Source organism: Pseudomonadales bacterium (assembly GCA_024234215.1).
GTDB lineage: Bacteria > Pseudomonadota > Gammaproteobacteria > Pseudomonadales > UBA5862 > JACKOQ01.
In genome coordinates this window covers 99294-123306 of record JACKOQ010000004.1, presented here as the reverse complement: position 1 = coordinate 123306, position 24013 = coordinate 99294, and the positions used below count along the sequence as shown (strand labels likewise).

Annotated in this window: 23 protein-coding genes; 2 read left to right on the top strand and 21 right to left on the bottom strand. The window is 63.5% G+C overall.

The annotated features are described in order from the left end of the window. Positions 1-32: 32 nt before the first annotated feature. Positions 33-374 carry a histidine triad nucleotide-binding protein gene (locus H7A13_09030; protein MCP5333485.1) on the top strand — a complete coding sequence of 114 codons (342 nt, stop codon included), beginning with the start codon at positions 33-35 and terminating at the stop codon, positions 372-374. A gap of 10 nt (positions 375-384) precedes the next feature. Here the strand turns inward: H7A13_09030 and H7A13_09025 are convergent, their stop codons facing one another. The 6 genes from H7A13_09025 to H7A13_09000 all read right to left on the bottom strand — a co-directional run bounded on the left by H7A13_09025 (position 385) and on the right by H7A13_09000 (position 7271). Then, positions 385-1599, bottom strand: coding sequence for a capsular biosynthesis protein (locus tag H7A13_09025; GenBank protein ID MCP5333484.1), 1215 nt, complete (start codon positions 1597-1599; stop codon positions 385-387). Between the two features lie 28 nt (positions 1600-1627). Beyond that, entirely contained in the window at positions 1628-2674 is a 1047-nt protein-coding gene (locus H7A13_09020) for an NAD(P)-dependent oxidoreductase (GenBank protein ID MCP5333483.1), read from the bottom strand. After that, entirely contained in the window at positions 2671-3816 is a 1146-nt protein-coding gene (locus H7A13_09015; GenBank protein MCP5333482.1) for a GNAT family N-acetyltransferase, read from the bottom strand. Before H7A13_09015 ends, H7A13_09020 begins: the two co-directional genes overlap by 4 nt. Next, positions 3813-4751, bottom strand: coding sequence for a beta-3-deoxy-D-manno-oct-2-ulosonic acid transferase (locus H7A13_09010; protein ID MCP5333481.1), 939 nt, complete (start codon positions 4749-4751; stop codon positions 3813-3815). Before H7A13_09010 ends, H7A13_09015 begins: the two co-directional genes overlap by 4 nt. A gap of 124 nt (positions 4752-4875) precedes the next feature. Further along, positions 4876-6024 (bottom strand): glycosyltransferase family 4 protein, encoded by a 1149-nt coding sequence (locus H7A13_09005; GenBank protein MCP5333480.1) that lies wholly within the window; start codon positions 6022-6024, stop codon positions 4876-4878. 77 nt (positions 6025-6101) lie between these two features. After that, positions 6102-7271 carry a polysaccharide biosynthesis/export family protein gene (locus H7A13_09000; protein MCP5333479.1) on the bottom strand — a complete coding sequence of 390 codons (1170 nt, stop codon included), beginning with the start codon at positions 7269-7271 and terminating at the stop codon, positions 6102-6104. A gap of 168 nt (positions 7272-7439) precedes the next feature. Here H7A13_09000 and H7A13_08995 point away from each other — a divergent pair, with 168 nt between their 5' ends. Continuing rightward, positions 7440-7916, top strand: coding sequence for a transposase (locus H7A13_08995; protein ID MCP5333478.1), 477 nt, complete (start codon positions 7440-7442; stop codon positions 7914-7916). A gap of 272 nt (positions 7917-8188) precedes the next feature. Here H7A13_08995 and H7A13_08990 read toward each other — a convergent pair whose 3' ends face one another. From H7A13_08990 to H7A13_08920, 15 genes are all read right to left on the bottom strand, one after another. After that, entirely contained in the window at positions 8189-8680 is a 492-nt protein-coding gene (locus H7A13_08990; GenBank protein ID MCP5333477.1) for a DUF3368 domain-containing protein, read from the bottom strand. Beyond that, positions 8662-9006 (bottom strand): UPF0175 family protein, encoded by a 345-nt coding sequence (locus H7A13_08985; GenBank protein ID MCP5333476.1) that lies wholly within the window; start codon positions 9004-9006, stop codon positions 8662-8664. Before H7A13_08985 ends, H7A13_08990 begins: the two co-directional genes overlap by 19 nt. Positions 9007-9042: 36 nt before the next feature. Continuing rightward, the gene (locus tag H7A13_08980) at positions 9043-9312 is read right to left on the bottom strand and encodes a hypothetical protein (protein MCP5333475.1); all 270 of its coding nucleotides are present in this window, start codon (positions 9310-9312) and stop codon (positions 9043-9045) included. Positions 9313-9521: 209 nt separating this feature from the next. Then, positions 9522-9878, bottom strand: a complete 357-nt coding sequence (locus tag H7A13_08975) for an FkbM family methyltransferase (protein MCP5333474.1) — start codon at positions 9876-9878, stop codon at positions 9522-9524. Continuing rightward, complete coding sequence (locus H7A13_08970) at positions 9814-10503, bottom strand: FkbM family methyltransferase (protein ID MCP5333473.1); 690 nt, start codon at positions 10501-10503, stop codon at positions 9814-9816. The genes H7A13_08975 and H7A13_08970 overlap by 65 nt, the downstream gene beginning before the upstream one ends. A gap of 65 nt (positions 10504-10568) precedes the next feature. Next, positions 10569-11150 (bottom strand): glycosyltransferase, encoded by a 582-nt coding sequence (locus tag H7A13_08965; protein ID MCP5333472.1) that lies wholly within the window; start codon positions 11148-11150, stop codon positions 10569-10571. Continuing rightward, positions 11120-11452, bottom strand: a complete 333-nt coding sequence (locus H7A13_08960) for a hypothetical protein (protein ID MCP5333471.1) — start codon at positions 11450-11452, stop codon at positions 11120-11122. The genes H7A13_08965 and H7A13_08960 overlap by 31 nt, the downstream gene beginning before the upstream one ends. Before the next feature lie 110 nt (positions 11453-11562). Next, the gene (locus tag H7A13_08955; protein ID MCP5333470.1) at positions 11563-12072 is read right to left on the bottom strand and encodes a hypothetical protein; all 510 of its coding nucleotides are present in this window, start codon (positions 12070-12072) and stop codon (positions 11563-11565) included. Beyond that, a complete protein-coding gene (locus H7A13_08950) occupies positions 12069-12221 on the bottom strand; it encodes a hypothetical protein (GenBank protein ID MCP5333469.1) in 153 nt (50 codons plus the stop codon). Before H7A13_08950 ends, H7A13_08955 begins: the two co-directional genes overlap by 4 nt. After that, positions 12221-12364, bottom strand: coding sequence for a hypothetical protein (locus H7A13_08945; protein ID MCP5333468.1), 144 nt, complete (start codon positions 12362-12364; stop codon positions 12221-12223). Before H7A13_08945 ends, H7A13_08950 begins: the two co-directional genes overlap by 1 nt. A gap of 33 nt (positions 12365-12397) precedes the next feature. Then, positions 12398-13051, bottom strand: coding sequence for an ABC transporter ATP-binding protein (locus H7A13_08940; GenBank protein MCP5333467.1), 654 nt, complete (start codon positions 13049-13051; stop codon positions 12398-12400). Continuing rightward, on the bottom strand, positions 13048-13836 hold the full coding sequence (locus tag H7A13_08935) for an ABC transporter permease (GenBank protein MCP5333466.1): 789 nt from the start codon (positions 13834-13836) through the stop codon (positions 13048-13050). Before H7A13_08935 ends, H7A13_08940 begins: the two co-directional genes overlap by 4 nt. A gap of 6 nt (positions 13837-13842) precedes the next feature. Beyond that, a complete protein-coding gene (locus tag H7A13_08930; GenBank protein MCP5333465.1) occupies positions 13843-14958 on the bottom strand; it encodes a hypothetical protein in 1116 nt (371 codons plus the stop codon). Beyond that, a complete protein-coding gene (locus H7A13_08925) occupies positions 14955-16346 on the bottom strand; it encodes an aminotransferase class I/II-fold pyridoxal phosphate-dependent enzyme (protein MCP5333464.1) in 1392 nt (463 codons plus the stop codon). Before H7A13_08925 ends, H7A13_08930 begins: the two co-directional genes overlap by 4 nt. Next, the gene (locus H7A13_08920; protein ID MCP5333463.1) at positions 16343-24004 is read right to left on the bottom strand and encodes an SDR family NAD(P)-dependent oxidoreductase; all 7662 of its coding nucleotides are present in this window, start codon (positions 24002-24004) and stop codon (positions 16343-16345) included. Before H7A13_08920 ends, H7A13_08925 begins: the two co-directional genes overlap by 4 nt. Positions 24005-24013: the final 9 nt, after the last annotated feature.

The window sequence follows — 24013 nt, the reverse complement described above, 5'->3', positions numbered from 1 at the left end:
GGCCAGACCACCCTCGACATCGGAACCCCACCATGAACTGCCTGTTCTGCAAGATCGCCAGCGGCGAAATCTCCACCCAGCTCGTTCACGAGGATGACGAGATCGTCGCCTTCAACGACATCAATCCGCAGGCGCCGCAGCACATCCTGCTGATTCCGCGCCGGCACATCACCACGCTGAATGATCTGGAAGCGGACGACACGCTGCTGATGGGGCGGATGATCCAGACCGCCACCCAGTTGGCCAAGCGGCTCGGTTTTGCCGACACCGGCTTTCGCACGCTGTTCAACTGCAACCAGCAGGGGGGGCAGAGCGTCTACCACATCCATTTGCACCTGCTGGCCGGACGGCAGATGCGCTGGCCGCCGGGCTGAATGTCGCGCACTATGCCGGGGGCAGGCTCAGCAGCCGCTCGGCAAAGCGGTCGATGACCGCGCCATGTTGCGCGGACGGCGCAAAAAAGACCCCTCTGAGCTGGGTCCGCTGCACCAGCAGCCTGATGAAGGCATCGAGCAACAGCGGATCGGGCGCGCCGGGCGCCATCCAGAAGCGATCGAGCCCTGCCTGATGGGTCAACCCGGCAATGTCGTAGACCGCGCTGCCCAGCACCTGTACCGGCTTCTGCAGCCGCAGCGCCTGCAAACCGGCGGTGCTGTTGACCGTCACCATGCCCTGTGCATCGGCCATCATCTGATCGAGTGAGCCTCCTTGCAGCAGATGGACGCGATCGCCCAGCGCGAGCGCCCTCGCCTGCCGGGCAATCACGCTGCTCCAGCGAATCAGCCCCGGATCCCAGGGGTGGGTCTTGATCAGCAGCTCGCACTGCTCCGGCGCATGGCGGGCAAAGGAGTGCAGCACCTGATCCAGCGCCTGCTCCATGCCGGCAAAGGGCGAATAGGCGCGAATCTGAAAATCGTGGTCGAGTTGCAGCGCGAAGACGAAGAACGGCCGTCCACGCCGCTGCAACCGCGCAAAATCCCGTTGCGCCTGCCGGGTTCTCGAGCGCTCGCGCAGCAGACTCCAGCCCATCGCCGGAAAGTAGAGCAGCGGATGGGGCCGCTCATCCGACTGGCGATAGTGTGGGTAGCCCATCCAGCCCAGCAGGTTGCCAAAGCTGCCGGCCAGATCGCCGAGCGCCATGCGCAGGCTGCTGTCGAGATGGCATGGCGTGAAGTCGATTTCGGGCAGTTCAGCGGCCAGTTGCCTGATCACGGCCGGATCTTTGGGCATCGTCGACTGCGCGCCCATGCCGTTGGGCTCCAGCGTGATCCAGTCCGGCCGAAAGTAGCCGAAGTCAGTCACCATGACGCGAATGTTCAGCGACTGCGCCAGCGCCACCGCCTCGCGGTGGTATTTGCGCTGCTCGCCCAGCAGCACCAGATCGGTCACCGCCTGCCGCTGCAGGAACTCGCGCAGAAACGCCGGCCACTGCGCCAGCCGCCCACGGTAGCCGAGCGCACGCCGGTCATGCCAGAACAGCCAGTCGGCAAAGCAGAGGTTGATGCGGCTGACCCGGTGGCCACGCATCTGCAATGCATCGCCGACCCGGCGCATGAAGTCGCACGGCATCCCCTGCAGGAACAGAAAGTGGCGCTGCATCGAGGGCTCCATCCGCCGGCCGCCGGACTCAGCCGCCTGCCGTTGCCAGCAGCCAGTCGACCGACCGCCGCAGGCTCTGTTGATAGTCGATCCGTCCGATCGGCGCCGCGAGGGCGTTCAGCGTCTCGATCGAATGGCCGCAGCTCCTGCCGAAAATCTCGACGATCAGCGGATGCAGCAGCGGCTCGCCACGCAGATGCAACCGCCGGTGCAGCGCACCGCACAGCCGCGCCAGCCCCATCGCCGTGCGCCGATCCAGATTGAGCAGTCGCCCCCGCACCGGCAACGCGGCGCGCAGATCGCGCAGAAACTCTCCCCAGCTCACCGCCCACGGATCACGGGCATTGAGCAGTTGCTGGTCGGCACCTGGTGCAACCGCCGCCCAGATCAGCAGATCGATCAGGTTGTCGACATCCATCAGCCCGGCATGGGCCGCCCCCCGGTTCACCTCCAGCATCACGCCCGACCTCAATGCCTGGCCGATGCGGCGGATGAAGGGGCTGCCGGGGCCGATGATGTTGCCCGGTCTGATCACCACATGGCCCAGCCCATGCCGTTCACACTGCTGGCGAACCCGCAGCTCGCCCTGCCGCTTGCTCTCGCCATAGCCAAAAGGCAGCGGTCGCAGTGGCGCGGACTCGCTGGCCGGCTGCGCGGGGAAGCCGTAGACATCCATGGTGGAGAGATGGACCAGCCGCCTCAGTGCCGCAGGGTTCGCCGCCAGCACGCTCAGCAACATCTCGACCCCCTGCACATTGGCGGCCTGGTAGGCCGGCCAGCGATCCCAGGTCGCCACATTGGCGGCGCAGTGGAACACCAAGGTCGCGCCATGCAGCAGCTGCTCGACCGCTGCACGGTCGAGCAAATCGCCCGGCACCAGTTCGCACCGCTGCCGCAGCAGCGGGTCGAGCCGCTCCGGGTCACGCACCAGCAGCGTCACCCGGGCATCGAGCTGCACCAGCCGCCGGGCCAGCTGCCCACCAATGAAGCCGCTGGCGCCGGTCACCGCCACCCGCACGCCCGGATAGTGGGCAGCGCATGGCGGCACGGCAGCGGCCTTGGCCTCCGCCCTCATGGCTGTGGCTCCTGCCCGGCCTTGAACACCTGTTTGTCCTGGATTCTGGCCGGTTTGTTGAACAGCCCATAGAGCCTGCCGACCAGCGGATTGAACAGCCCCCAGCGGCAGCGCACCGCGAACTGGATCGGCTCGAGCCGCGCCCCGGCATCCTGCTTGATCGGATAGGTGGTCAGCCCCAGCTCCAGACGCGCCACCCCCAGCTCGATGGCGGTCTGGATCACCGCCTGGGTGACGTAGAGATAGAGGCTGTCATTCACCGGTTCATCACGGCCGAAGTAGAGCCAGCGCAGCGTGTCGCCATCGTGCAGCAGCAGCGCATGGCCGATCCAGTCCCGCCCGCGGAACAGACGCAGCACCTTGGCCCGTCCACCCATCCGCAGCGCCAGTTCGCGGTAGAAGGTGGGCGTCAGCACCTCGCGCTGGAACTCGTTGGCACGCGCATGAACGGTGAGCCACTGACGGCAGAGCGCATCGGCCAGGGGCGCAAAGTCGTCGATCAGATCGTGCCAGACCTGCAACTCGGCATTCTTGCGCAGATGGTTGTTGATCTTGCTGCGATAGTAGCTCTTCAGCGCCGCCCGGTAGTCGGCGACATCGCGCCAGCGGATATCGAGGTAGCTGTTTGGCAGCCCATCGACCAGATGGTAACCCTGCCGTCGCAACGGGCCGAGCCACGGCTGCGCATTGCGCTCGAAATCGCGCAGAACCAGCAGCAGCACCCCTTCGTCACGTGCATGGCGCATCAGCGTCCGGTGCAGCACCTCGATCACCTCATCGGCTGGCAGATCGGGGTGGAGCAGCGCCGGCGGGCTGTTGAGGATGATCGGCGTGCCACACTCCAGCATCCGCAGCTTGAGAAAGTTGGGGAACATCCGCCGCACCGCACCCAGCGCGCGCCGCAGCCAGGGCGGCGCAAAGATGGCGATGTCGGTGGTCACCCGATAGAAGGTCGCCAGGCCCACCGGCTGCTCATCGTCATCCACGAACAGCAGATGGCGGTAGTGAAAGTCATTGAGCTGCGACTGCTCGATGATGCGCCAGAAGGCGTGCGAGAAGGTGATCGAGCGCCCGGCCAGCAGCGCATCCCACTGCGCCGGCTCCAGCTCATCGATCGAGTCGTGCAGCCGCACCCGGATCATCCCTGCCTCCTTCTGGCGCCATCCTCGATATGCGCCAGAGCGCGCAGCAGCGGCCGCAGCAGCCAGCTTCGCCAACCGGATCGGTCACCACCCTGCTGCCGCAGCGCAACCAGTTGATCCACCGCTGCTTCGGGCGTGATCACGCTGCCATCATGCGGGCTCAAATACCGGGGATAGAGAATCAGTGCAGCGGCCACCAGCTCATCCAGCGACCGGCGCCGGCCGCGCCGCGCATGAGGCGTGACATCCTCGGTCAGACCCCAGCCGGCATAGAAGGGCTGGCCATGACAGGTGACCGGCTTGCCGCGCAGCAGTGCCTCGAAGCCGGTCAGCGAGGTGAGCAGATGCACCTCATCCACCTGATCGAGCAGCGCCGCCATCGGCACATCGGCCACCACCTCGTCGCAATGGTGCAGTGCCTGTGACTCCTGCTCGCCGGGCAGCCGCAGGCCGGCCACCACATCGGGATGCGGCTTGTAGAGCAGATGGGCCTGCGGACAGGCGGCACGCACCTGCCGCAGCAGTGCCAGATTGGTGCGAAGCTGCCCGGCACCCAGAGCGATCGACGCATCGGTCTCCACCTGCCCCGGCACCAGCACCACCCGCCGCGCGCCCGGCGGCCGGCGCCAGCCGCACGCGCCGACGTTGTACTTGGTCAGACCGGCCTGCACGATGCGCTGCCGCAGCCGCGCCGCACGCTCCAGCAGATCGGTTGAAAAATCATGGTGTTGCAGCAGATGCTCGAGGTCGGACGGGCGCGTTGCATCGAAGTAGATACCGCGCTGATCAACGACCCACGACAGTGGCCGGATCAGATCGGCCCCCAGCCCAACCGAACGCAAGAAGCCATCTTCGAGCCGCACCACCCGGCAACCGCGCTCCAGCGCCGCCGGCAGTGGCGTCGCCCCCCACACCGCGACCGTGCTGCCCGGCATGATACTGTCGACATGCCGGACATGGCGCACCGGCCGTGGCGCAAAGAAGTCGCGCAACGTGCTTCGTTTGTAGAACGCAAAACCGAAGGCGACGATCTCGCCGGCGGCGGGGTCGAAGAGCCGGTCAGCCAAGGGCCAGCCCCGCCATGAAGCTGCGCACCCGGCTGAAGTGGGCCTGCCACCCCGCCACCTCGAAGTGGCGCAGTCGGGCAAGCTGCGCCGCCCGTCGGCCACTCGCGGGATGCAGATAGTCGAGCAGCGCGTCACGCCAGCCCAGACCGTCGAGCGGACTCAGGAAATCGGGAATGTCGCCCGCGACCTCTCTGAATGCCGGCAGGTCGCTGGCAATCACCGGCGTGCCCAGCGCCAGCGCCTCGACCAGCGGCAGGCCGTAGCCTTCGGCAAAGGAGGGAAACAGCAAGGCCCGCGCATGGCGCAGCCAGCTCGACAGCTCGGCATCGCCGCAGGCTGGAATCTCCTGCACATGTGCCCGAACCGGTTCACAGCGCTCCAGCAGATCGACCACCTGCTCGCACTCCCAGCCACGCTGGCCAATCAGGATCAGCCGTGGACAATCACCCCCCAGCTCCTGCGCCAACTGCCGCCACAGTTGCAGCAGCAGCAGATGGTTCTTGCGCGGCTCGATCGTCCCCAGCATGACGAAATAGGGCTGTCGCAGCGGTGGTTCAGCCGATGGCGGCGGCAGGCACGCCGGCGCCAGCGGCACGATCAGAGTGGGTGGAACCGCCCATCCGACACGCTCGGCATGGTCATGCAGCGACTGCGCAGTTGCTGCGGAGTTGAGCAGCAGCCCCTCAGCAGTGCAGAGCATGGTGTGCAGACGCACAGCGTGCTTTGCCGCCTCGCCGGGGCGGCAATACTCCGGATGGGTGAGCGGGATCAGGTCATGCAGAAAATAGAGCGGCCGCAGGCCATGGCGGCGCACCTCGCGTGCGTAATGCGGATCATCCAGCCCACTGTGGCCGCTGTTGAGCAGGCAGTGCCCGCTCACCCGTTCACGCCCACCCAGCAGATAGGCCCAGCCGACCTGACGGCGAATCGCCCCGGCCCTCTCGCCATCCCAGGCCAGCAGCGCGGCAAACAGCCGTGCCGAGGGTGCCAGCGGCAGCCTGAGCCAACGTCCGCCAAAGCGCACCAGCGCATGCGCCCCCTTGCCCAGATGACGCACATACTCGAGGCTGACCCGATCGACCCCGGTCGGCAACCGCCCATGCAGCAGACGGTCGAGCAACCGGGTGATGTCGATCAGCAGCGCGGGCAAAAGTGCCTCCGACCGTCAGGACTGTTTCTGCAACACGGCTGACACCCCACTCACTGGAACGCCAGCGATCAGTTGCCGAGATTGCCGAGCGACGTGGCCGTGAACACCACCGAGGTCAACATGTTGAGAAACTTCTGCAACTCGGCGCCCGGCGCATTGGCCACATACATCACATCGCGGTTGTGCACCGGAAAATTCTGCGCCACCAAGAACGAGGCCGGATTCTTCATGTCCAGCCGATAGACCACCGGCACCCGGCCATCGGGCGTGCGCGGGCCGGTCTGTCCATCGGCAAACAGGGCCGGATCTTCGAAGCGAAAGAGAAAGACCCCGCGCGCATCGGCCCGCGCATCCTGCATGCCGCCGGCCCGCGCCAGCGCCTGCGCCAGCGAGATGCCCTGCGCCTCGAAGTTGATCTCCTCGTTCTTGCCGGTGGCCCCCAGCACGGTGAAGCTGAGCGGCTGAAAGTGCACCGTCACCACATCGCCCGCACGCAACGGCACATTCTCTTGCGGCGACTCGATCACCCGCGCCAGCGGCATGGCATAGACCGTCGACCCGCGGGTGAGCTGCACCGTCACCTTGTTGACCGGCTGCCGCACGCCACCCGCTGCGGCAATCGCATCCAGCAGCCGTTCGCCCATCGCCGTCAACGGCATGCGCACACTCTGCGCCACCTCACCCACCACCGTCACATTCGAGGTCGCATTGCGGATCACCCGCACCATCACCTGCGGCTGATTGGCCTTGCCGGCCAGCCGACGGCTGATCTCCCTTTCGATCTGCTGCGGCGACTTGCCCGCCACCGGCACGGCGCCGGCAAAGGGCACGTTGATCGAGCCATCGGCCGCCACCATCTGCTCCGGCAAGGCCGAAGCACGCGTCGATGTCATGCCCATGCGCGGATCCACCGCCGCCGCGCCAAACAGTGCCGCCGGCGGCGCCTCCCAGATCGACACCTCCAGCACATCACCCGGCCCCACCGCATAGCCACGCGCGCCGCTGCTCGCCAGCAACTGCGAAAAGCGCTGCTGCTGCGCCGACTCCAACAACCGCCTGGCCACGGCATCATCCACGTCGATCAGCCGCACCAGCGAATCAGCCCGCTGCACCGGCTGCTCCACCTGCTTGCGACTGGGACCGGATGAGGGAAGCCAGTCTGGTGGGGTGGCGCAGCCGGAGAGGAGGCTTAGCGCAAAAACTACAAGAAACCGGGGAGCAAGTTTTTTGGGAGTCATAGTGTTTCAGTCTTCAGGAACAATTTTTCTACTCAAGAGGGTTTTTACAAAATCAATTCGTCAGCCGCCGCAGAAGCCCGAGGTTGCGGTTGACGGGGTGGCGCACCCCTCGACCGGGATCTGGTTCGGGTGGATATCAACCCAGATTGTCCAAGTGAGGCGCGGAGGGTGGCCAATTTCTGGCTGCGGCCGGGCAAGACACTGTCGCTGTTCGCGGACGATCCGGACATCCAGGGCTGGCGCCATGGCGCTTTCGTGACCAGCCTCGATCTGCCGAGGGTGGAGGTGTGGCGCACCTACCGAGGACGGGCGGACTGTGAGAACCGGATCAAGGAGCTGAAGGCGGACTTTGGCCTGGATGCGTTCAACATGCGTGACTTCTGGGCCACCGAAGCCGCGCTGGGTTTTGCCATGCTGGCCTGCAACCTGATGAGCCTGTTCCGTCAGGCCGTGATGCGCCCCAGAATCCAGCACACGCTTTTCGCCCTGCATGGCCTGGTGCTGGCCATCGGCGGCTTCTGGCACAGAGATGCCGCCCGGAACCGCCTGATACTTTCCGTGCCACGCCGAAAACGCGCCCGGTTCGCCGGCCTGCGGGCCAATGCCTCCGCTCCGCCGATCATTCATGGGCTGCAAAGTGGCTAATGGACAATCTGGGTTGAAAAGCACGAAGCCCTCGGTCGACGCTTCCTCCCCCACAGCCTCGCCAAATCGTCGGATTACCCTCGGCCACCATTCGGACATCTGGACCTCTGGGTATTCCACGGCAGACCGCTTCAACTCACCGACAATGTCACGCTCGATCATGTCGGCACCCATCACGATATGAGAAACAGAAATTGAGCTTTCCATTCTCACAACACGAAATCGCACAGGCAAAACCGAAAATTGCCGCGGACGGGACGGCATACCGGGTCTCACTCCCCAACCCGACGCAGTATCGTCTCGATCACAGCCGCCGAAATGCGAAAATCAGAATCATGCAGGCGGGAAAACGCTCCCTTCGCCGAAGAAATCAGGCCACGCGACTTAGCCATCCCGATTACCGCGGCCGTACCGGCTACGCGCAACCCATGTTCATTTGCGACAGCCCGGCCTGCACGTTCGTCCATCAGGAGCAGGGCATCCTCTCCCCCAGACAAGGCGATGCGAATGCAAGCAGATTCGCCCTCATCCAGGTCTGGCAAATCCGGTTCATCCGGTGTCGCCGCTGGCCAAACGCGCAAAAACCCCGCAGCTACAGCAGCCCCAATCGCTTGTTCGTCGCCGGCGCCCGATCCCGACAACACCTCCCGCCGAACCTCGTCAGGCATCCATACCACGCCAAACAAAGCTCCCAGCCACGTCAAACCATCCAGCCGTGCCAGGCTAATCAATGGACTGGCATCGGTCAGGACGAGGCGAGCCATTCGTCCAGCGTCTCCATATCCTGTGCCGCCTCTCCCCCCTCCAACCTGACAACGGGGATACCCAGACGGGAAACATGCGAAGCAAACTCCGACACGCGCATTCCGGCCAAATGTGCAGAACGCGCCAGCGACAGATTTCCGTCACGGAACAAGGCCGTAGCCAAGGCCGGGCGGACGCCGCTGGCATCCAGAACCCCCAGGGAATCGATGCCGACCATCACCACATCCGGCGTGTTGCGATTCATGACGATCACCACGTCGCGATGCGCCAGACGCAAAGCCTCGCTGGGATTGTTCTTCAGGCCACTGACATTCACTGTTTCCATTCCCATCTCCGATAGGCATGTTTCATGGGAAGAAGCTTAACACAAAATTAATTTCCCAGATTCACCAGACTGCTCACCGAGAACAACGACGAAGTCAGAATATTGAGGAACTTCTGCAGCTCCGCGCGCTGGCGGCGCCTCCCAGATCGACACCTCCAGCACATCACCCGGTCCCACCGCATAGCCACGCGCGCCGCTGCCCGCCAGCAACTGCGAAAAGCGCTGCTGCTGCGCCGACTCCAGCAGCCGCCTGGCCACGCCATCATCCACGTCGATCAGCCGCACCAGCGAATCGGCCCGCTGCACCGGCTGCTCCACCTGCTTGCGACTGGGACCGGACGAGGGAAGCCAGTCTGGTGGGGTGGCGCAGCCGGAGAGGAGGCCTGCCAAAATTGCAATAAAAAAATAAACCCCCACATTCTTTTATCTTGTTTTTCATTCAATATTTCCATTTCGGATTATTGTTCCGAGTAAGCTATAATCGTGTCCGATCCCATTTATTTTTCATTTACTGTTTATTGCATTTTCCATTCAAATACACATGAAACCAGGTCCCTTCCAAGCTCAAGTGGGAAATCCTTCAGCCGCTTGGTGGGCTTTGATCCATCGAGGAGATAACACCCATACCCGTATTCTTCCATCTGTCGGATATACTGACTCGCTGTTTTTCCTGAAACTCTCTCCAGTTGATCAGGGTATAACTCACTCAGAATGACAGGTTTGCGCCTTTTAAGCGCATTAGCTGCCCCGGCAAAAACGAGGGGTTCAGCCCCCTCGACATCAATTTTAATGATGTCTGGTGCGATATCAGGAAGAAGATCGTCGAGTCTTACAGCGCGGACTCGCGCTGACTCGATTCCCGGTTGCCTCAATCCGTCCCTTGTAACAAAAAGCCCCCCCGGGGTTGTCAGTATTTGTGCCCCAGTTAATCGAGAGTTCGCCAGCCTCGTCTGACAACGCATATTCCCAAAGATGAACACATGAGCGCAGACCATTCAGAGCAATAGTCTTCGCAAGCATGTTATAAGTAGTCGGTCTTGGCTCAAACGCATGAATTATTCCCGTTGATCCTACATGTTTGGCTGCCAACAAAGTAAACCACCCGATATTGGCGCCAATATCCAAAACTGTATCGCCTTCATGTAATCTGCTGGCAAAGAAAGCGGATTCACCGGGTTCCCAATCGTCATTCAAGCAGCCATGAGATACATATCGATCATGCAAGTCAATCCACATCAGATACTTATCAAGCACCGGGGTCACCACCCACTTAGACGTCGTCGCAAATTGAGCTTGCGAATACTTCGCAGCGAACTCTTGGCTAGATACCAGCGCCTTTCCAAGATTCTCAATAGAACCCAGTGACAAGTGGGCCTCTACTACTTCATTGCTTTCAGGTCCTCGCCCCAAAATCATATGAAACCCCGTCACGACATCTTCTTGGGTCAGACCCGATTTGGCGTGAGTACGCATTGAGTTGGAAAATAAAGATTTCATAATATTCACTACCCCTAATTAACGGAGACTACACGGTTTAAGAAAGAGACCCCATTGCGGCAAAATCACCTCGGGCTGGTAGCGCGCAGCAATTTCTGGCCACGCTTTTGCATCTTGGCGCGTATCGCGGGCGCATCTTGGTCATACAGCACTTTCTTGATCGCATGGACCAGGCTCGTGGTGGAATAAGGATCGAAGTACTCGGCGGCATCGTCGTATATCTCGCAGTGCACGGGAATATCCGAGGCGATGGTCAGGCCGCCGCTAGCCATCGATTCCACACCCGAGAAATCGAAGCCCTCACCCAGACTGGGGCAGACCGTGGCTGCGGCATGGCGGTAGAGAACGCGAAGATCAGGGGCCGGAATGGCGTTGAGCATGAACAGTTCACCACGATCAATCCAGCTCTGAAAGCCTTTAACGATAGATGTACAGTCCCAGCCCAGGGTCCCAACAATGACCAATTTGATATCCGGATCAATGTCCGCCTTGATCACTTCCCAGGCGGCGAGCAGTCTCGTATGGTTTTTGCGCGGCTCAACCGTGGAAACGATCAAAAAATATTTGAATGGCTTGTCGTAGAGTCGCTTGTAAAAGTTTTCTTGCTCCCTCAGCGTTAAAAAAAACGCTGGCACATGCCCATCCATCTTTTTCCACTCGCATCTGAAACATAGAGCCGTGACCGAATGATTCCAGGCACCCGCTCAAACGGCGAGTCCTCCCTAAAATAGTGATGCGACACCATGTTATGCAGGGTGATCGCCCGCTCGGCAGCTTCCGGGAAAAGTCTGAGCAAGTCCTGCCGGGTCGCTTCGGAAACACAAGCAAACCAGGCGCCGGATCGAACATTGTCCATCAACGCATAAAAATGCGTGGCCTGATGCCGCGATTTGTTGGGAATCGTGTGGGGCATCAGCACAGGAATCGCATCGTGGTAACGGATGACCATTGCGGTGCGATTATCGATGCGGGCAGGATACGGAGTCTGGCCGATGAAAACATCGAAGCCGCTGGTGTCAAGGCGAGGATATTTCGGATAGAGGCGCCAGTTGCGCGTGCTCAGCCCACACTGTGCAGGGTATTCCAGGGCACGGAACAGACTCGGTGGTTCGCAGGCGCGACGAGCGAAAAATCGGAGGCCGGCAAGGTTTTTGCGAACAGAGTGCGCCAGGTAAAGTCTTCAAAATACTTCGACTCAAAGCGGCTGAGACGGATCTTCCCGAAATTCGTAATCAACGAGATTTGAAGTGCCAACGCCTCTGATCGCTTCTGAAACCAGTCTTGAATGACCTCAAGAACATTGCGGTAAGGTCTTTCCAGCATCGAGATGATGACATTAGAGTAGCGCCCGTAACGCCGCGCTGTCAGCATCTTGCGTACCCAGCGGCCATCTCTATCAGGGGTGCCACGGGCCAGATGGCGACTATAGGTTTGCAGCATGCCTTCCACGTCGACCTGATCGATCTTGCGCAGGCCGCGAAAGAGCAAACGCATTTCCTGGAGGAATGCCGGCAAAACCCTCAAGGCCGGAAATAGGGCCAACAGCACTTTTGATTTTTTATCCGTCATTTTCCTTGCCGGTATCCATCGGCACCCTGGTTGAAGAAAACATAAGCGGTATCCACGTCGGTAAACTCTTTGGCAGCGTGCCGCAATGCAGAACAACGCCTGCCACAGCGGTTGCGGGTGTTTGAGTCGAAGAAAGCAATCTCTTTCATCAGATCCGACATGCCAGGCGCGCGCGATTGCCATAGAGAACATCCACGCCATAGGTTCCCAGAAATCTTGCAGGCAGTTCTGCGATTGCCCCTGCATAGGTGGCCACGCCGGTGCCTTTTTTCGAGCCCGAGGTTGCGGCCATCGATCATGATCGTTTTCTTGTTGGACATTTCTCTCAGCAACATCTTTCCTGATAAAAGGAATAGGCTTCTTCAATGTTGGAGAACTGATCCAGTTTTCCCCGATGAAGCACCAGAGCTTTACCGCAATGCTCCCGAATGTTGTGCGCTTCGTGTGACACCAGTACAAAAGCACGGCTCTTGCGCTTTTCAAACAATTCATGCTGGCATTTCTCATGAAAACGGGCGTCACCCACCGTGATCACCTCATCGATCAGAAAGCAGTCGAACTCCACCGCCATGGAAATGGCAAACGCCAGACGTGCGCGCATGCCTGATGAGTAGGTCTTGACCGGCTCGCGGAAATACTCACCCAGTTCGGCAAACTCCTGCACATAATCGAGCTTTTCACGGTAGTCGACGCCATAGACACGGCAGATGAAGCGCAGATTGTCCTGCCCGGTCAGACTGCCCTGAAAGGCGCCACCAAAGGCCAGCGGCCACGACAGGCTCATGCTCCGCCGAATGTGGCCATGCGTGGGCCGCTCTGCGCCACTCAGAATGCGGATCAGTGTCGATTTGCCCGCACCGTTGCGGCCGAGAATGCCAATCTTCTCACCCGGCCGAATGGTCAGGTTGATGCCATCGAGCACGGTGTGCGCTCCGCCCCGTATGGCATAGCGCTTGGTGATGTCGACCAGTTCGATCATTCGGGCTGCACCCTGCGGCCGGTTTCACGCACCAATGCCAGTCCAACGAAAGTGAGCAGCAGGTTGGCAATGGCGAAGTACACCGGATCTTCATAGGTGGGTACCACTGTTCCGAAGTAGCCATGACGAATCATCTCGACCCCATGCAGCATCGGCAGCCAGAGCACCGCCTCCTGGGCCGCCTTGGGCAGCCAGTGCACCATGAACATGGCACCGGAGAGCGGAAACAGCAGATAGGTGACGATGTGCCAGGTGCGCTCGAAGGTCTCTGAGCGCTCCGAAAAGGCGCCGATGATCAACCCCATGGCGATGGCGAACCAGGTCAGCAGCAACCAGCCACCCAGCAGAACGCCGATGTCCTGCGGCCATTGGATGGAGCCGATGGAGACGAAAAAGAGTGTCAGCACCGCGAATGAGCCGCAGGCACCGACGATCTCCAGCAGCAGCCGGGCAGCAAAGATGTCGAGCACCCTGACGTTGCGGTGATACATCAGGCTCAGGTTGGGCTCGATCGCCTTGGCGCAGCGGTTGGCCGCGTTGCGCCACAGCAGCACCGAGGAGTAGCCGGTGATGGCAAAGGCAATGATCGGAATGTTGGAGACGGTGTGCAGCCGGGTTGCAGACCACAGGGCCGCCACGCCAAGGGTGAACAGCATCGGCTCGAACATCAGCCAGAGGGTGCCCAATCCATGCCGCCCATAACGGGTGATGACTTCGCGCAGCAGCAATGCGCCGATCACGCGGCGCTGAACGGCAAAGGAGCGAAGCAGCCCGGAACCGGTCATGGCGGCTCAATCCTGATGTTCGCGGATGCCGGCAATCAGCATGCCCAGCACCCCCCAGCTGATCAGTCCCAGCACCAGCACCGAGGCGATGTTGCGAATCCGTCTCGGCTCCAGCGCCTGGTCGGGCAGGCTGGGCTGGGCGACCCGTTCGAGGTAGAGCTGCTGGCGCTGCGCTTCGTTGCGGGCCAGCTCCAGGGTGCTCATGGCACTGGCGAGCATCTTGTCGGCAAACTCCTTCTCCAGTGCCAGCCGCTGGAACTCCGCCGCCTTGCCGGCCAGGGAGCGGTCGCCGCCCGCCACGCGCATCGATGCGGCCTCGATCTCCTGTTCGAGCAACTGGATACGCTGTTGCAGCAGTGGCAGTTGCGGGTTCTCCCTGGCCACCCGCTCCAGTTGCAGGCGCTGCGCCTTGGTGGCGATCAGCTCTTCTTGCAGTTTGGCGATCTGTTGCAGGGGGATGCTCGATTGCCGCTCCGGGTCGATCACGCCCTGGGCATTGCGGTACTGGGCCAGCGCCAGCGCGGCACTCTTGGCCTTGGCTTCGAGATCGCTCACCTCCTTGGCGGCATAGCGGATCAGGTCATCGCGTCCGCGCTCGTTCAGGCGGTTGACCAGTTGCTCGCCCAGTTCCAGCAGCCGGCGGTTGATCGCCTCAGCCTGCTGCGCGCTGAAGGCACGCACCGTCAGGATGCTGATCGATGAGGTGGGGTCGAGCTGGATGGTGACCTGCTTCTGAAAGTAGCGGTGAAAGTTCTCGAAGCTGTCATCCCAGTCGAGCCCGGGAAAGCGGCTCAGCAGGTCCAGATCGGCTGCGCTGTAGGCCTGCTTGATGCCCAGCTCGCCATCGAGCGCCCGCACCGCATCGCGCGACAGCATGAAGTTCTGCACGGCATGGGCATCATCCTCGGCGCGGGCAAAACCGGCCCCCTTCAGCAGGAAGCCGAGTGGTGAGGTACTCTGACGCTCCGGGCTGCGGATGACGAAATGGCTCTCGGAGATGTAGACATCCGAGGCCAGCAGGCCGTAGTAGATCAGTGCCAGCAGGGTCGGCAGGACCACGGTGGCCAGAAACAGCGGACTGATGCGCTGGAGGGCGGCTGGCAGACGTTGCGAAAGCTTCATGTCGAATCGTTCGGGTGAGTTGTCGGTGTGGTTGCAGGCTGTCGCTCGATGCCTGTGGCTTCACTGCGCAGATCGGTGAGCAGGTCGATGGTGGTGGCAATCTGCGCCTCGGTGTGGGTGGCGCTGATAAAGAATCGCAGCCGCGCCGCCCGCTCTTCGACGGCCGGATGGATGATCGGCTGAACGTTGATGCCCTGTTCGAACAGCCGGTTCGACAACCTGACCGCCTCGAACGAGCTGCCAGTGAGCAGCGGCACCACCGCAAAACCCTGTGAATGGCCGGTATCGAGCCCCGCCTGGCGGGCACGCCGCAGAAAGTCCTGCGCCCGCGCCTGCAGCAGTGCCACCCGCTCGGGTTCACGCTGCATGATGCGCAGCGCCTGCAATGAGGCCGCCGCCAGCACCGGCGAGATGCCGACGCTGTAGACGAAACCGGGCGCCGCGTACTTCAGGTGCTCGACCAGCGCCCGCTCGCCGGCGATGTAGCCGCCGCAACCGGCCAGGCTCTTGCTGAGCGTGCCCATCCAGATGTCGACTGCGCTGGCAGCGACGCCGCACTGCTCGTGCAGTCCGCGGCCGGTGCGGCCCAGCACGCCCAGCGAGTGCGCCTCATCCACCATCAAAAAGGCCTTGTGCCGCTGTTTGATCTCGACCAGCGCCGGCAGATCGGGCAGGTCACCATCCATGCTGTAGTGGCCCTCGACCACGATCAGCACCCGCTCGAACTGTCCGCGAAGCTCGCTCAGCAGGGCATCGAGCGCCTGAGTGTCGTTGTGCGCAAAGGCACGGCGCGCGCTGCCGGCAAGTTTGATCCCTTCGAGCACGCTGTTGTGGATGAGCTGGTCGTGCAGCACCAGATCGCGCGGACCGAACAGGTAGCCGATGGTGCTGACATTGGTGGCATGGCCGCTGACGAAGACGATGCAATCTTCCACGCCATAGAGTTCGGCGATGCCCTGTTCCAGCTCGCGCTGAACCGGCCGCTCGCCCGCCACCAGGCGGCTGGCCGAGGCCGAGGTGCCGTAGCGCTCGATCGCCTGTTGCGCCGCCCGGTTGACCTCGGGATGGCCGCACAGACCGAGGTAGTTGTAACTGGAGTAGTTGATGAAGGGGCGGCCACCGATGCGGGTCACTGCATCGGCCACCCCGTCATGGGCCTTGAAGAAGGGGTTGTCGATGCCGAAGCGCTCGGCCGCCACCTTGGGCACGACGATCTTCTCGTACTGCGGATGGCGATCGAAGCGGCAGAACTCATCGGGTATCTGTGCCGAGGTGGAGTTGCGCCGCACGCCGGTTGTGCCTAGCGGCCGCTCCTGGCCGATGCGTCTGTCGAGCACACGGTGGATCAGCCGCTGCTTGTCGATGCCACCGCCCGGAGTTTGGCTCATCCGGCCACCCTCCCGGCGTCCCGCAGCGCCTTGGCCGTGTTGGCCAGTTCGGCGATCTCCTGCGCATCTGCCACCTCGCCATGCTGTCTGGCCATCTGCTGTACCAGCAGATCGAGCGATTCGGCGCCGCTGGCCTCGCTGGTTTCGTCGGCCAACAGCCGGTCGAGGATGCGGGCCGTCACCTGCTCGATCGTCGGCGCTTCGTTGAGCAGCATCACCGGCAGGCGAATGCCGAACTGCTGCTCCAGCCCCAACGCCAGTTCGACCATCATCAGTGAGTCCATGCCGAGTTCGTGCAGTGAACGGTTGCGGTCGATGCGCTCGGCACCGAGGCTGAGAATCTGCGCCACCTGCTGGAGCACCACGTCACGCAACAGCTCATGGGCCTCGGCGGGCGTCCTGTCGGCCAGCAGGGTGCGAAAATCGATCTCCTGCTCCATGCCCTGCTGCTTCTGCGCAAACTGCCGATTGAGCTCATCAAAACGGCTGGCGTGGGCGGAAGGCAACAGCCGCGACAGCACCTTCCAGTCGAAATCGGCCACCGTCACCGGACCGGCGCATGGCTCGCTCAGCAGTTGCTCCAACTGATCGAGCGCCTGCTCGGCCGTCAGCGGCGGCCGGCCCAACCGCTGTTCGAGCTGCGCCTTGGTCGCCTCATTGCGGCTCAGGTAACCCGCATCGCCGATCGGTCCCCAACCGATGCAGGTGGCCGGCAGGCCGGCGGCCCGCCGCATCCGCGCCAGCACCTCGAGCGCGCCATTGGCGGCCACGTAGTTGGCCTGCCCCGGATTGCCGATGCCGGTGGTGATCGATGAATAGAGCACAAAGTGCCTGATCGGCAGATCGAGGGTGAGCCGGTGCAGGTTCCAGGCGCCCAGCAGCTTGGGCCGCAGCACCTGGGCCATGCGCTGCGCATCGAGGCTGCCGATCAACCCGTCATCGAGGCTCATGGCGGCATGGACGATGCCGGTGAGCGGTGGCCCCTGCTGTTTGATCCGCTCGATCAGCTCGGCAACTGCCGCCGCATCGGTGACATCACAGGCCAGTGGCGTGACTTCGACGCCGCTGGTCCGCAGCGCCTCCACCGCCTGTCGTGCATCCGGGGTGTCGGCGCCACGCCGGCCGAGCAGCAGCAGATGGCCCACGCCACGCGCCGCCAGTCGCTGGGCGGTGGCGAGCCCGAAGCCGCTCAGACCACCGCTGATCAGCCAGCGCTCCTCTTTGCCGCACTGCAACTGCGGCAGCGGCGCATCCGGCTCGATCCGCGTGGGCGGTGCATCGAGCGTCACCACGATCTTGCCGATGTGGCGGGACTGCTGCATGACCCTGAAGGCCTCGACCACCCGCTCCGCCGCGAAGCTGCGCTGCGGCAACGGGGTCAGCACGCGCTGCTCGAACAGCGCCATCACTTCGCCGAACAGCCGCTCGGCCAGTGCCGGTCGCGCGGTGAGAAGCTGGTCGGCATCGATGCCGAAGTAGCTGATGTTCTCCTTGAAAACACGCAGCCCGATCGGGGTGTTCTCGAAAAAATCACGCTTGCCGAGTTCGAGAAAACGCCCGAATGGCTTGAGCAGCCGCAGATTGCAGCGGACGGCTTCACCCGCCAGCGAGTTGAGCACCACATCGACCCCTTCGCCCGCAGTGACCTCCATAATCTGATCGGCAAATGCCAGCGTGCGCGAATCGAACACATGGTCGGCGCCGAGCAGCCGCACGAAATCGCGCTTCTCGTCACTGCCGGCCGTGGCAAAGATCTCCGCGCCCAGATGGCGGGCCAACTGGATGGCAGCCATGCCGACGCCACCGGCCGCGCCATGGATCAGCACCCGCTCGCCGGGTTGCAGATCGGCCAGATGTTTGAGGGCATAGTAGACCGTAAAGAAGACCGTCGGCACCGTGGCCGCGCTGGCGAAGGACCAGCCCGCCGGCATGCGGGCCACCGCGCCGGCACGGGTCACGACATGGCTGGCGAAACAGGAGGCGCCAAAACCCATGACGGCGTCGCCCGGCGCCAGATCCTGCACGGCGTCGCCCACCCGGCTGACGACCCCGGCGAATTCCAGCCCCAGACTGGCACCGGCAAAGCCATTCTCGACCGCCTCATCGGGCAAAAGGCCCATCAGATACATGACATCGCGGAAGTTGAGCCCCACCGCCCGCGGCATCACCTCGATCTCATGCCCGGCCAGCGGCTGCTCGGCAGCCGGTAGCCAGCGCAGGTTTTTCAGCTTGCCGGGCAGGTGGAAGTCGAGCCGGTAGCGGGCTGCACCGTTCGGGTCGGCCACCCTCTGCCGGGTCGCCTGCTGCATGCACAGTGCATGGCGCGCCGATTCGGTCAGCACGATTTCACTGGCACCGTCGGGCTGGAGCAGCTCCTGGCTCAGCCGTGCCGCCAGATCGGCGGCCTCCAGATCGCAGGCAATGTCGATCAGCGTGCAGTCGAACATCGGGCACTCATTCATCAGCACCCGTCCGAAACCCCAGACTGCCCCTTGGTGCGGCTGGACCGTTGCCGAAGCAGGCAGCCCATCGGCCAGGGCACCACCATGCGTGACGAGCCACAGCTGTGGCACGACTTCGCTCGCGCTGTACAACAGCTGCTGGATCAGTGCCGGCAGCGCCATCGGCCACTGCAACGCGGTTTCGGGACAGAACGGCTGCCAGCCACGCAGCAACAGCAGGTGGTCACAGCCGGCCGCGATGGCCTGCGCCTCGGTTTCCGCCTCAGCCATCATCACCTGCTGCCCCTGCTGCTCAAGCCGTTGTCGCAACGAGTGGGCCAGCGCCGCAGAGGCTTCGTCGATCAGCAGCAGCCAGCGCTCGGCTTCGGGCGCTGGCTCGACCGGCAGGCGCTCGATCTGCTCCGGTCGCCGGGCCAGCAGCAGATGGCTGCCAGCGTTCAGCCCTGCGGGCAGGGTCGGTTCGTTCAGAAGTTCGATCGCCTCGAACTGCGCTTCGGCCAGCAGTTGCCGCCAGACCTCCGGCGCCTGCAGTGACGACAGCGGCCGGCGCGGTTGCGCCTGATCCTCGCTCCACCAGTCGGCGTCGAGCCCACCCAGCAGGTCGGCGCTCCAGTCGGCATGCTGCTCGGCCAGCAGCAGCAGGCCACCCTGCGTCAGCCACTGCCGCGCCTGCGCCAATGCCTGATGAGGAAACGGCGCACGGTGCACGACATGGCGCAGCACCACGACATCGAAGGGTTGCAGCGCCACTTTCTGCGCCGACAGCGTCCAGTCGGCCAGGTCGATACCCAGAACGGTGACATTGCGCATCTTCTCGAACTCGGCCTGCTGTCGCTGGCAGTGCACCTCATCGCTGTGCAGCAGCAGATACTCCATGCGCTCTTCCTGCAGCGCCGCGGCGAAATGGCGCGGCAGCGCACTGGGTCCCGAGGCGAGCTCCAGAACACGCAACCGGCGCCCGGCAGGCTGCGCCGCCTGCAACAGCTCCAGCAGCTTGCGCACAGCCCAGCCGCTGCCGAGATGGAGCGGATCCTCATCGAGCAGGGTTTCGGCCAGCGGTGAGTGGCTCACTTCGCGGGCCAGCACATCGGCAGACGCCTCACCCCGGAGCAGCCGTGGCAGTTGGCAGCCAACCCGCCCCAGCAGCGTCAGTTGCGCGACCGCAGCGGGCGCATCACGCAACAGCGTCTGCCAGATCAGTGCGGCCTGCGGCAGTTCTGCGGCCGGAAGCAACCGCCAGAGGCCATCCACCTCTTCGAGCAGCCCCTCCTCGCTCAGCAGCTCAGCCATCCAGCGCAGATAGGCCGACGCGGCAACCGGCCCCTGCATGGCGGCCTGCAGTGCCTCCTGACCCGGTTGCGCCACAGCCATGAAGGCCTCGTGGATGAACGACAGCGTCAATGCTTCGATCAGCGGCAGCGTCTCACCAAACCAGAGCTGCCGCGCCAGTCTCTCTTCGTGCTGCAGAAACTGCTGCCGCACCGTTTCGGCAAGTTGCGCCGGCGCCGGAAACTGGCTGGTCGCCAGATCGCGCGGATGCGGGCGCAGCCTCGGCACGATGCGCCAGCGCATCGGTGCGCCATGCGTCGGCACGACCAAGGGTGCGGCACGGAACCGGCACCCCTCCATCCGTGCCACCAGGGCACCATCGGCATCGAACAGCTCGAAATCGGCCAGCACCGAACGCAGACCGTGACGCAGCAGCCGCGCCCGGAGCGAGCTGATCGAAGTTTCGCGATGGCGGTGCAACCGGGTGATCTTGATCGGCAGAAAGGCCACGCCTCGTCCGGCTTCGATCTGCGGCTGAAAGAAATCGACCAGGCTCTGACAGGCCAGATCGAGCAGCGCCGGATGGAGCAGATAGCGGGAGTCATCAGCCACTTCAGCCGGCGCACTCAGCTGCGCCTCGAGCAGATCGCCATCGATGCACAGCTCCCGCACGCCCTGAAAAGCCGGGCCGTAGCCGAGCCCGACTGCGGCGGTCAGGGCGTAGTGGCTGGCATGGTCGACCGTGCGCTCGGCCACCGCGACCGGGGCGATCATCGACCGCGCTGCTTCGCTGCCCGGCAGATCGAGCAGGCGGCCGGTGGCATGCAGCGCCCACGGCTCTTCGCCAAGCCGCTGGCGGCTGCTGATCTGAAAGCCGCCATCGCGTGGATTGAGGGTGAAGCGCAGTGTCCGCGCCCGCTCACCATCGAACACCAGTGGCGCGACGATATCGAGCTGCTCGAACCCCGTTTGCGGCTTGCCATGCCACAGTTGCGCCGCCGCGAGCGCCATCTCGGCATAGGCCGCCGCCGGAAACACCACGGCGCCGCCCACCTGATGGTCGGCCAGCCAGGGCAAGGACCGCGGATCGAGCGTGTTCTCCCAGCCGGCCTCCAGCTCGGAGAGGCGCCAGCCCAGCAGCGGATGGATGCGCCGCCGCTGGATCAGGCCATGGCTTTCGCTGGAAACCGGATGCCAGTGCCGCTCACGCTGCCATGGATAGTTGGGCAGGGCGACCCGCCGCCCCACTGCCGGAAAGTAGGCCGTAAGGTTCGGCTGCGCTGCAAGCAGGTGGGCACGCAGGGCCGCCTCTTCGATCCGCTCCGGGCCGTCGTCGTCGCGGCGCAGTGTCGGCAGCACCCGTCCCACCCGGTTCGCCGACTTGAGCCCTTCACCGAGGTAACGCTGCAGGATGGCATGGGGGCCGATTTCGATGAAGCAGCCTCCACCCAGAGCAATGGCACGCTCGACACCCCTGGCGAACTGCACCGGCTCACGCACGTTGCGCCACCAGTAGCCGGCATCGAGCCGTTCTGTGCTCAACTGTTCGCCGGTCACCGTCGAGACAAAGTGCACACCGCTCGAACTGGTCGGTACCAGTTCTGCCAGGCTCTCGCGCAACGGCTGCTCGATCGGGTCCATTCGCCGACTGTGGAAGGCGTAATCGAGGTCGAGCAGCCGATAAAAGACCCCCTTGGCTGTCAACTCGGCACCGAGGGTTTCAAGGTCGGCCAGGCTGCCCGAGAGCGTGACATTGCCGGCACTGTTGATGCCGGCAATCTCCACTTCCAGAGCAGCGCCAAGCGCCTCGATGCAGGCTTCGGCCTCCGCAGCCGACAGCGCGACGGCCGCCATGCGCCCACTGCCCCTGGTCAGCCCCTGCGCGGCGCTGCGGGCACAGATCAGCCGCGCAGCCTGCTCGAGGTCGAGCGCGCCGGCACACCAGGCCGCCGCGACCTCACCGACGCTGTGTCCCAGCACCAGCAGCGGCTGCACCCCACGCTCGCGCAGCAACTGGGTGATGGTCACCTGCATCGCAAACAGCAGTGGCTGGGCCACGGTGGTGTCGTCGAGTCGCGAAGCCTCCGACTCCAGTTCGGCCCGCACCGAGAAACCGCTCAGCGGTTGCAGAACCGAATCCACCTCGGCCAGCAGTTCGACAAAACGGGGAGATTCGCCCAGCAGTCGCTGCCCCATGCCATGCCACTGCGCGCCATTGCCGGAGTAGACAAAAACCACTCCCCCTGCTTCGGGCAGAGCGGTCTCGACCACGACTTCGGCCACCTGCCCGGCCTGCGCAAACTGCTCCAGCAGCTCCGGCAGTGCCGTGGCCGGTTCGGCCCGTAGCGCAAGGCGCTGCGCCATCCACTCACGGTCCTGCACGACCGAACAGGCCAGGTCGTAATAGGCTTCAGCGGGCTGTTCGCGCAGCAGCCGGGCATAGTCCGCCGCCATCGCCCGCAGCGCCTCGTGCGTGCGGGCCGACAGAAACAGCGGCGGCGCTGCCACCGGCTCAGGTCGATGACTGCCCTGCAGCAGCCGCAGCGGCGGCTCCTGCAGCAACACATGGGCATTGGCGCCGCCGAAGCCGAATGAATTGACGCCCGCCACCAGCCGCCCGCCGGACTGGGGCGTCAGTTCGGTGTTCCGGGTGACCAGACTCAGATTCAGCCCGGCAAAGTCGATATGGGGATTGGGCGTGTGCAGATGCAGCGAGGGGGGCAAGGCGCGGTGTTGCAGGCAGAGCACGGCCTTCACCAGGCCCGCCATGCCGGAGGCTGCCTCCAGATGGCCCAGGTTGCTCTTGACCGATCCGATCGGCAGCGGCCGATCGCTTGGGCGCGACTGGCCATAGACCTGACCGATCGCCATCGTCTCGACCGGATCACCCACCGCAGTGCCGGTGCCATGCGCCTCGATGAAATCGACCTGTTGCGGCGCCAGGCCGCTGCGGCGCAACACAGTGCGCATCAGCTCGCTCTGACCCTCGGCGCTGGGAATGGTGATGCCCTTCTTGTTGCGGGCACCATCGCTGTTGGTGCCGCTGGCCAGGATCACCGCCTTGATCGGATCACCATCGGCCAGTGCCCGCGACAACGGCTTGAGAAACAGCATCGCGCCGCCTTCGGCACGGACATAGCCATCCCCTTCGGCATCGAAAACCTTGCAGCGCCCCTGCGCCGAGAGCATCGAAGCCTTGGTGAAGCCCACGAATGGAAAAGGATGCAGCAGCAGATTGACCCCACCCACCAGTGCCGCTTCGGCCTCGCCGCTGCGCAGACTGTTGCAGGCATGGTGCAGCGCCACCAGCGATGATGAGCAGGCGGTGTCGACAGCCAGTGAAGGGCCATGCAGGTCGAACACATAGGAGAGCCGGTTGGCGACGATGCTCAGCGTGTTGCCGGTCATGAAGTGGCTGGTGATGCTGGAAAGGTCATCCAGCGCCCGCATGCCGTAATCGAGCCCGGCGATGCCGACATAGACCGCGCACTGGCTGCCGGCCAGTGCTGAGGGTCGCTGCCCGGCGTTTTCGAACGACTCCCACGCCAGCTCCAGCAACAGACGCTGCTGCGGATCCATCCAGGCCGCTTCGCGGGGCGAAATGCCGAAGAATTGCGCATCGAACGCATCGATGCGCGACAGCACACCGGCCGAGAAGGTGATGCTGCGCCCCGCCTCGCCGCGCTTCGGGTGTTGCAGCGTCTCAACCGCCCAACGCTCATCGGGAATGGCGCTGACCAGATCCCGCCCCTCCTGCAGCGCTCGCCAGAAGGCCTGCTCATCCTCCATGCCACCCGGGAAACGGAAGGCCATGCCGACGATGGCCACGGCTTCGGCATTCTGCTCGACGGACGATTCAGCGGGCTTTTTCGGCACTGCCTGGCGACTTGGATTTGCGTTATTGCTCAAAAAAGTGCGGGGATCCATAGGGCCGTG

Bases quoted from the DNA above. Each gene is read 5' to 3' on its own strand.
- H7A13_09000 (MCP5333479.1), bottom strand. From the start codon at position 7,271: ATGACTCCCAAAAAACTTGCTCCCCGGTTTCTTGTAGTTTTTGCGCTA.
- H7A13_08990 (MCP5333477.1), bottom strand. From the start codon at position 8,680: ATGGCTCGCCTCGTCCTGACCGATGCCAGTCCATTGATTAGCCTGGCA.
- H7A13_08920 (MCP5333463.1), bottom strand. From the start codon at position 24,004: ATGGATCCCCGCACTTTTTTGAGCAATAACGCAAATCCAAGTCGCCAG.
- H7A13_09025 (MCP5333484.1), bottom strand. From the start codon at position 1,599: ATGCAGCGCCACTTTCTGTTCCTGCAGGGGATGCCGTGCGACTTCATG.
- H7A13_09020 (MCP5333483.1), bottom strand. From the start codon at position 2,674: ATGAGGGCGGAGGCCAAGGCCGCTGCCGTGCCGCCATGCGCTGCCCAC.
- H7A13_08950 (MCP5333469.1), bottom strand. From the start codon at position 12,221: ATGAAAGAGATTGCTTTCTTCGACTCAAACACCCGCAACCGCTGTGGC.
- H7A13_09015 (MCP5333482.1), bottom strand. From the start codon at position 3,816: ATGATCCGGGTGCGGCTGCACGACTCGATCGATGAGCTGGAGCCGGCG.
- H7A13_09030 (MCP5333485.1), top strand. From the start codon at position 33: ATGAACTGCCTGTTCTGCAAGATCGCCAGCGGCGAAATCTCCACCCAG.
- H7A13_08960 (MCP5333471.1), bottom strand. From the start codon at position 11,452: ATGGTCATCCGTTACCACGATGCGATTCCTGTGCTGATGCCCCACACG.
- H7A13_08970 (MCP5333473.1), bottom strand. From the start codon at position 10,503: ATGAAATCTTTATTTTCCAACTCAATGCGTACTCACGCCAAATCGGGT.
- H7A13_08985 (MCP5333476.1), bottom strand. From the start codon at position 9,006: ATGGAAACAGTGAATGTCAGTGGCCTGAAGAACAATCCCAGCGAGGCT.
- H7A13_08945 (MCP5333468.1), bottom strand. From the start codon at position 12,364: ATGGCCGCAACCTCGGGCTCGAAAAAAGGCACCGGCGTGGCCACCTAT.
- H7A13_08955 (MCP5333470.1), bottom strand. From the start codon at position 12,072: ATGACGGATAAAAAATCAAAAGTGCTGTTGGCCCTATTTCCGGCCTTG.
- H7A13_08930 (MCP5333465.1), bottom strand. From the start codon at position 14,958: ATGAAGCTTTCGCAACGTCTGCCAGCCGCCCTCCAGCGCATCAGTCCG.
- H7A13_08925 (MCP5333464.1), bottom strand. From the start codon at position 16,346: ATGAGCCAAACTCCGGGCGGTGGCATCGACAAGCAGCGGCTGATCCAC.
- H7A13_09010 (MCP5333481.1), bottom strand. From the start codon at position 4,751: ATGCCGGGCAGCACGGTCGCGGTGTGGGGGGCGACGCCACTGCCGGCG.
- H7A13_08965 (MCP5333472.1), bottom strand. From the start codon at position 11,150: ATGGATGGGCATGTGCCAGCGTTTTTTTTAACGCTGAGGGAGCAAGAA.
- H7A13_08935 (MCP5333466.1), bottom strand. From the start codon at position 13,836: ATGACCGGTTCCGGGCTGCTTCGCTCCTTTGCCGTTCAGCGCCGCGTG.
- H7A13_08940 (MCP5333467.1), bottom strand. From the start codon at position 13,051: ATGATCGAACTGGTCGACATCACCAAGCGCTATGCCATACGGGGCGGA.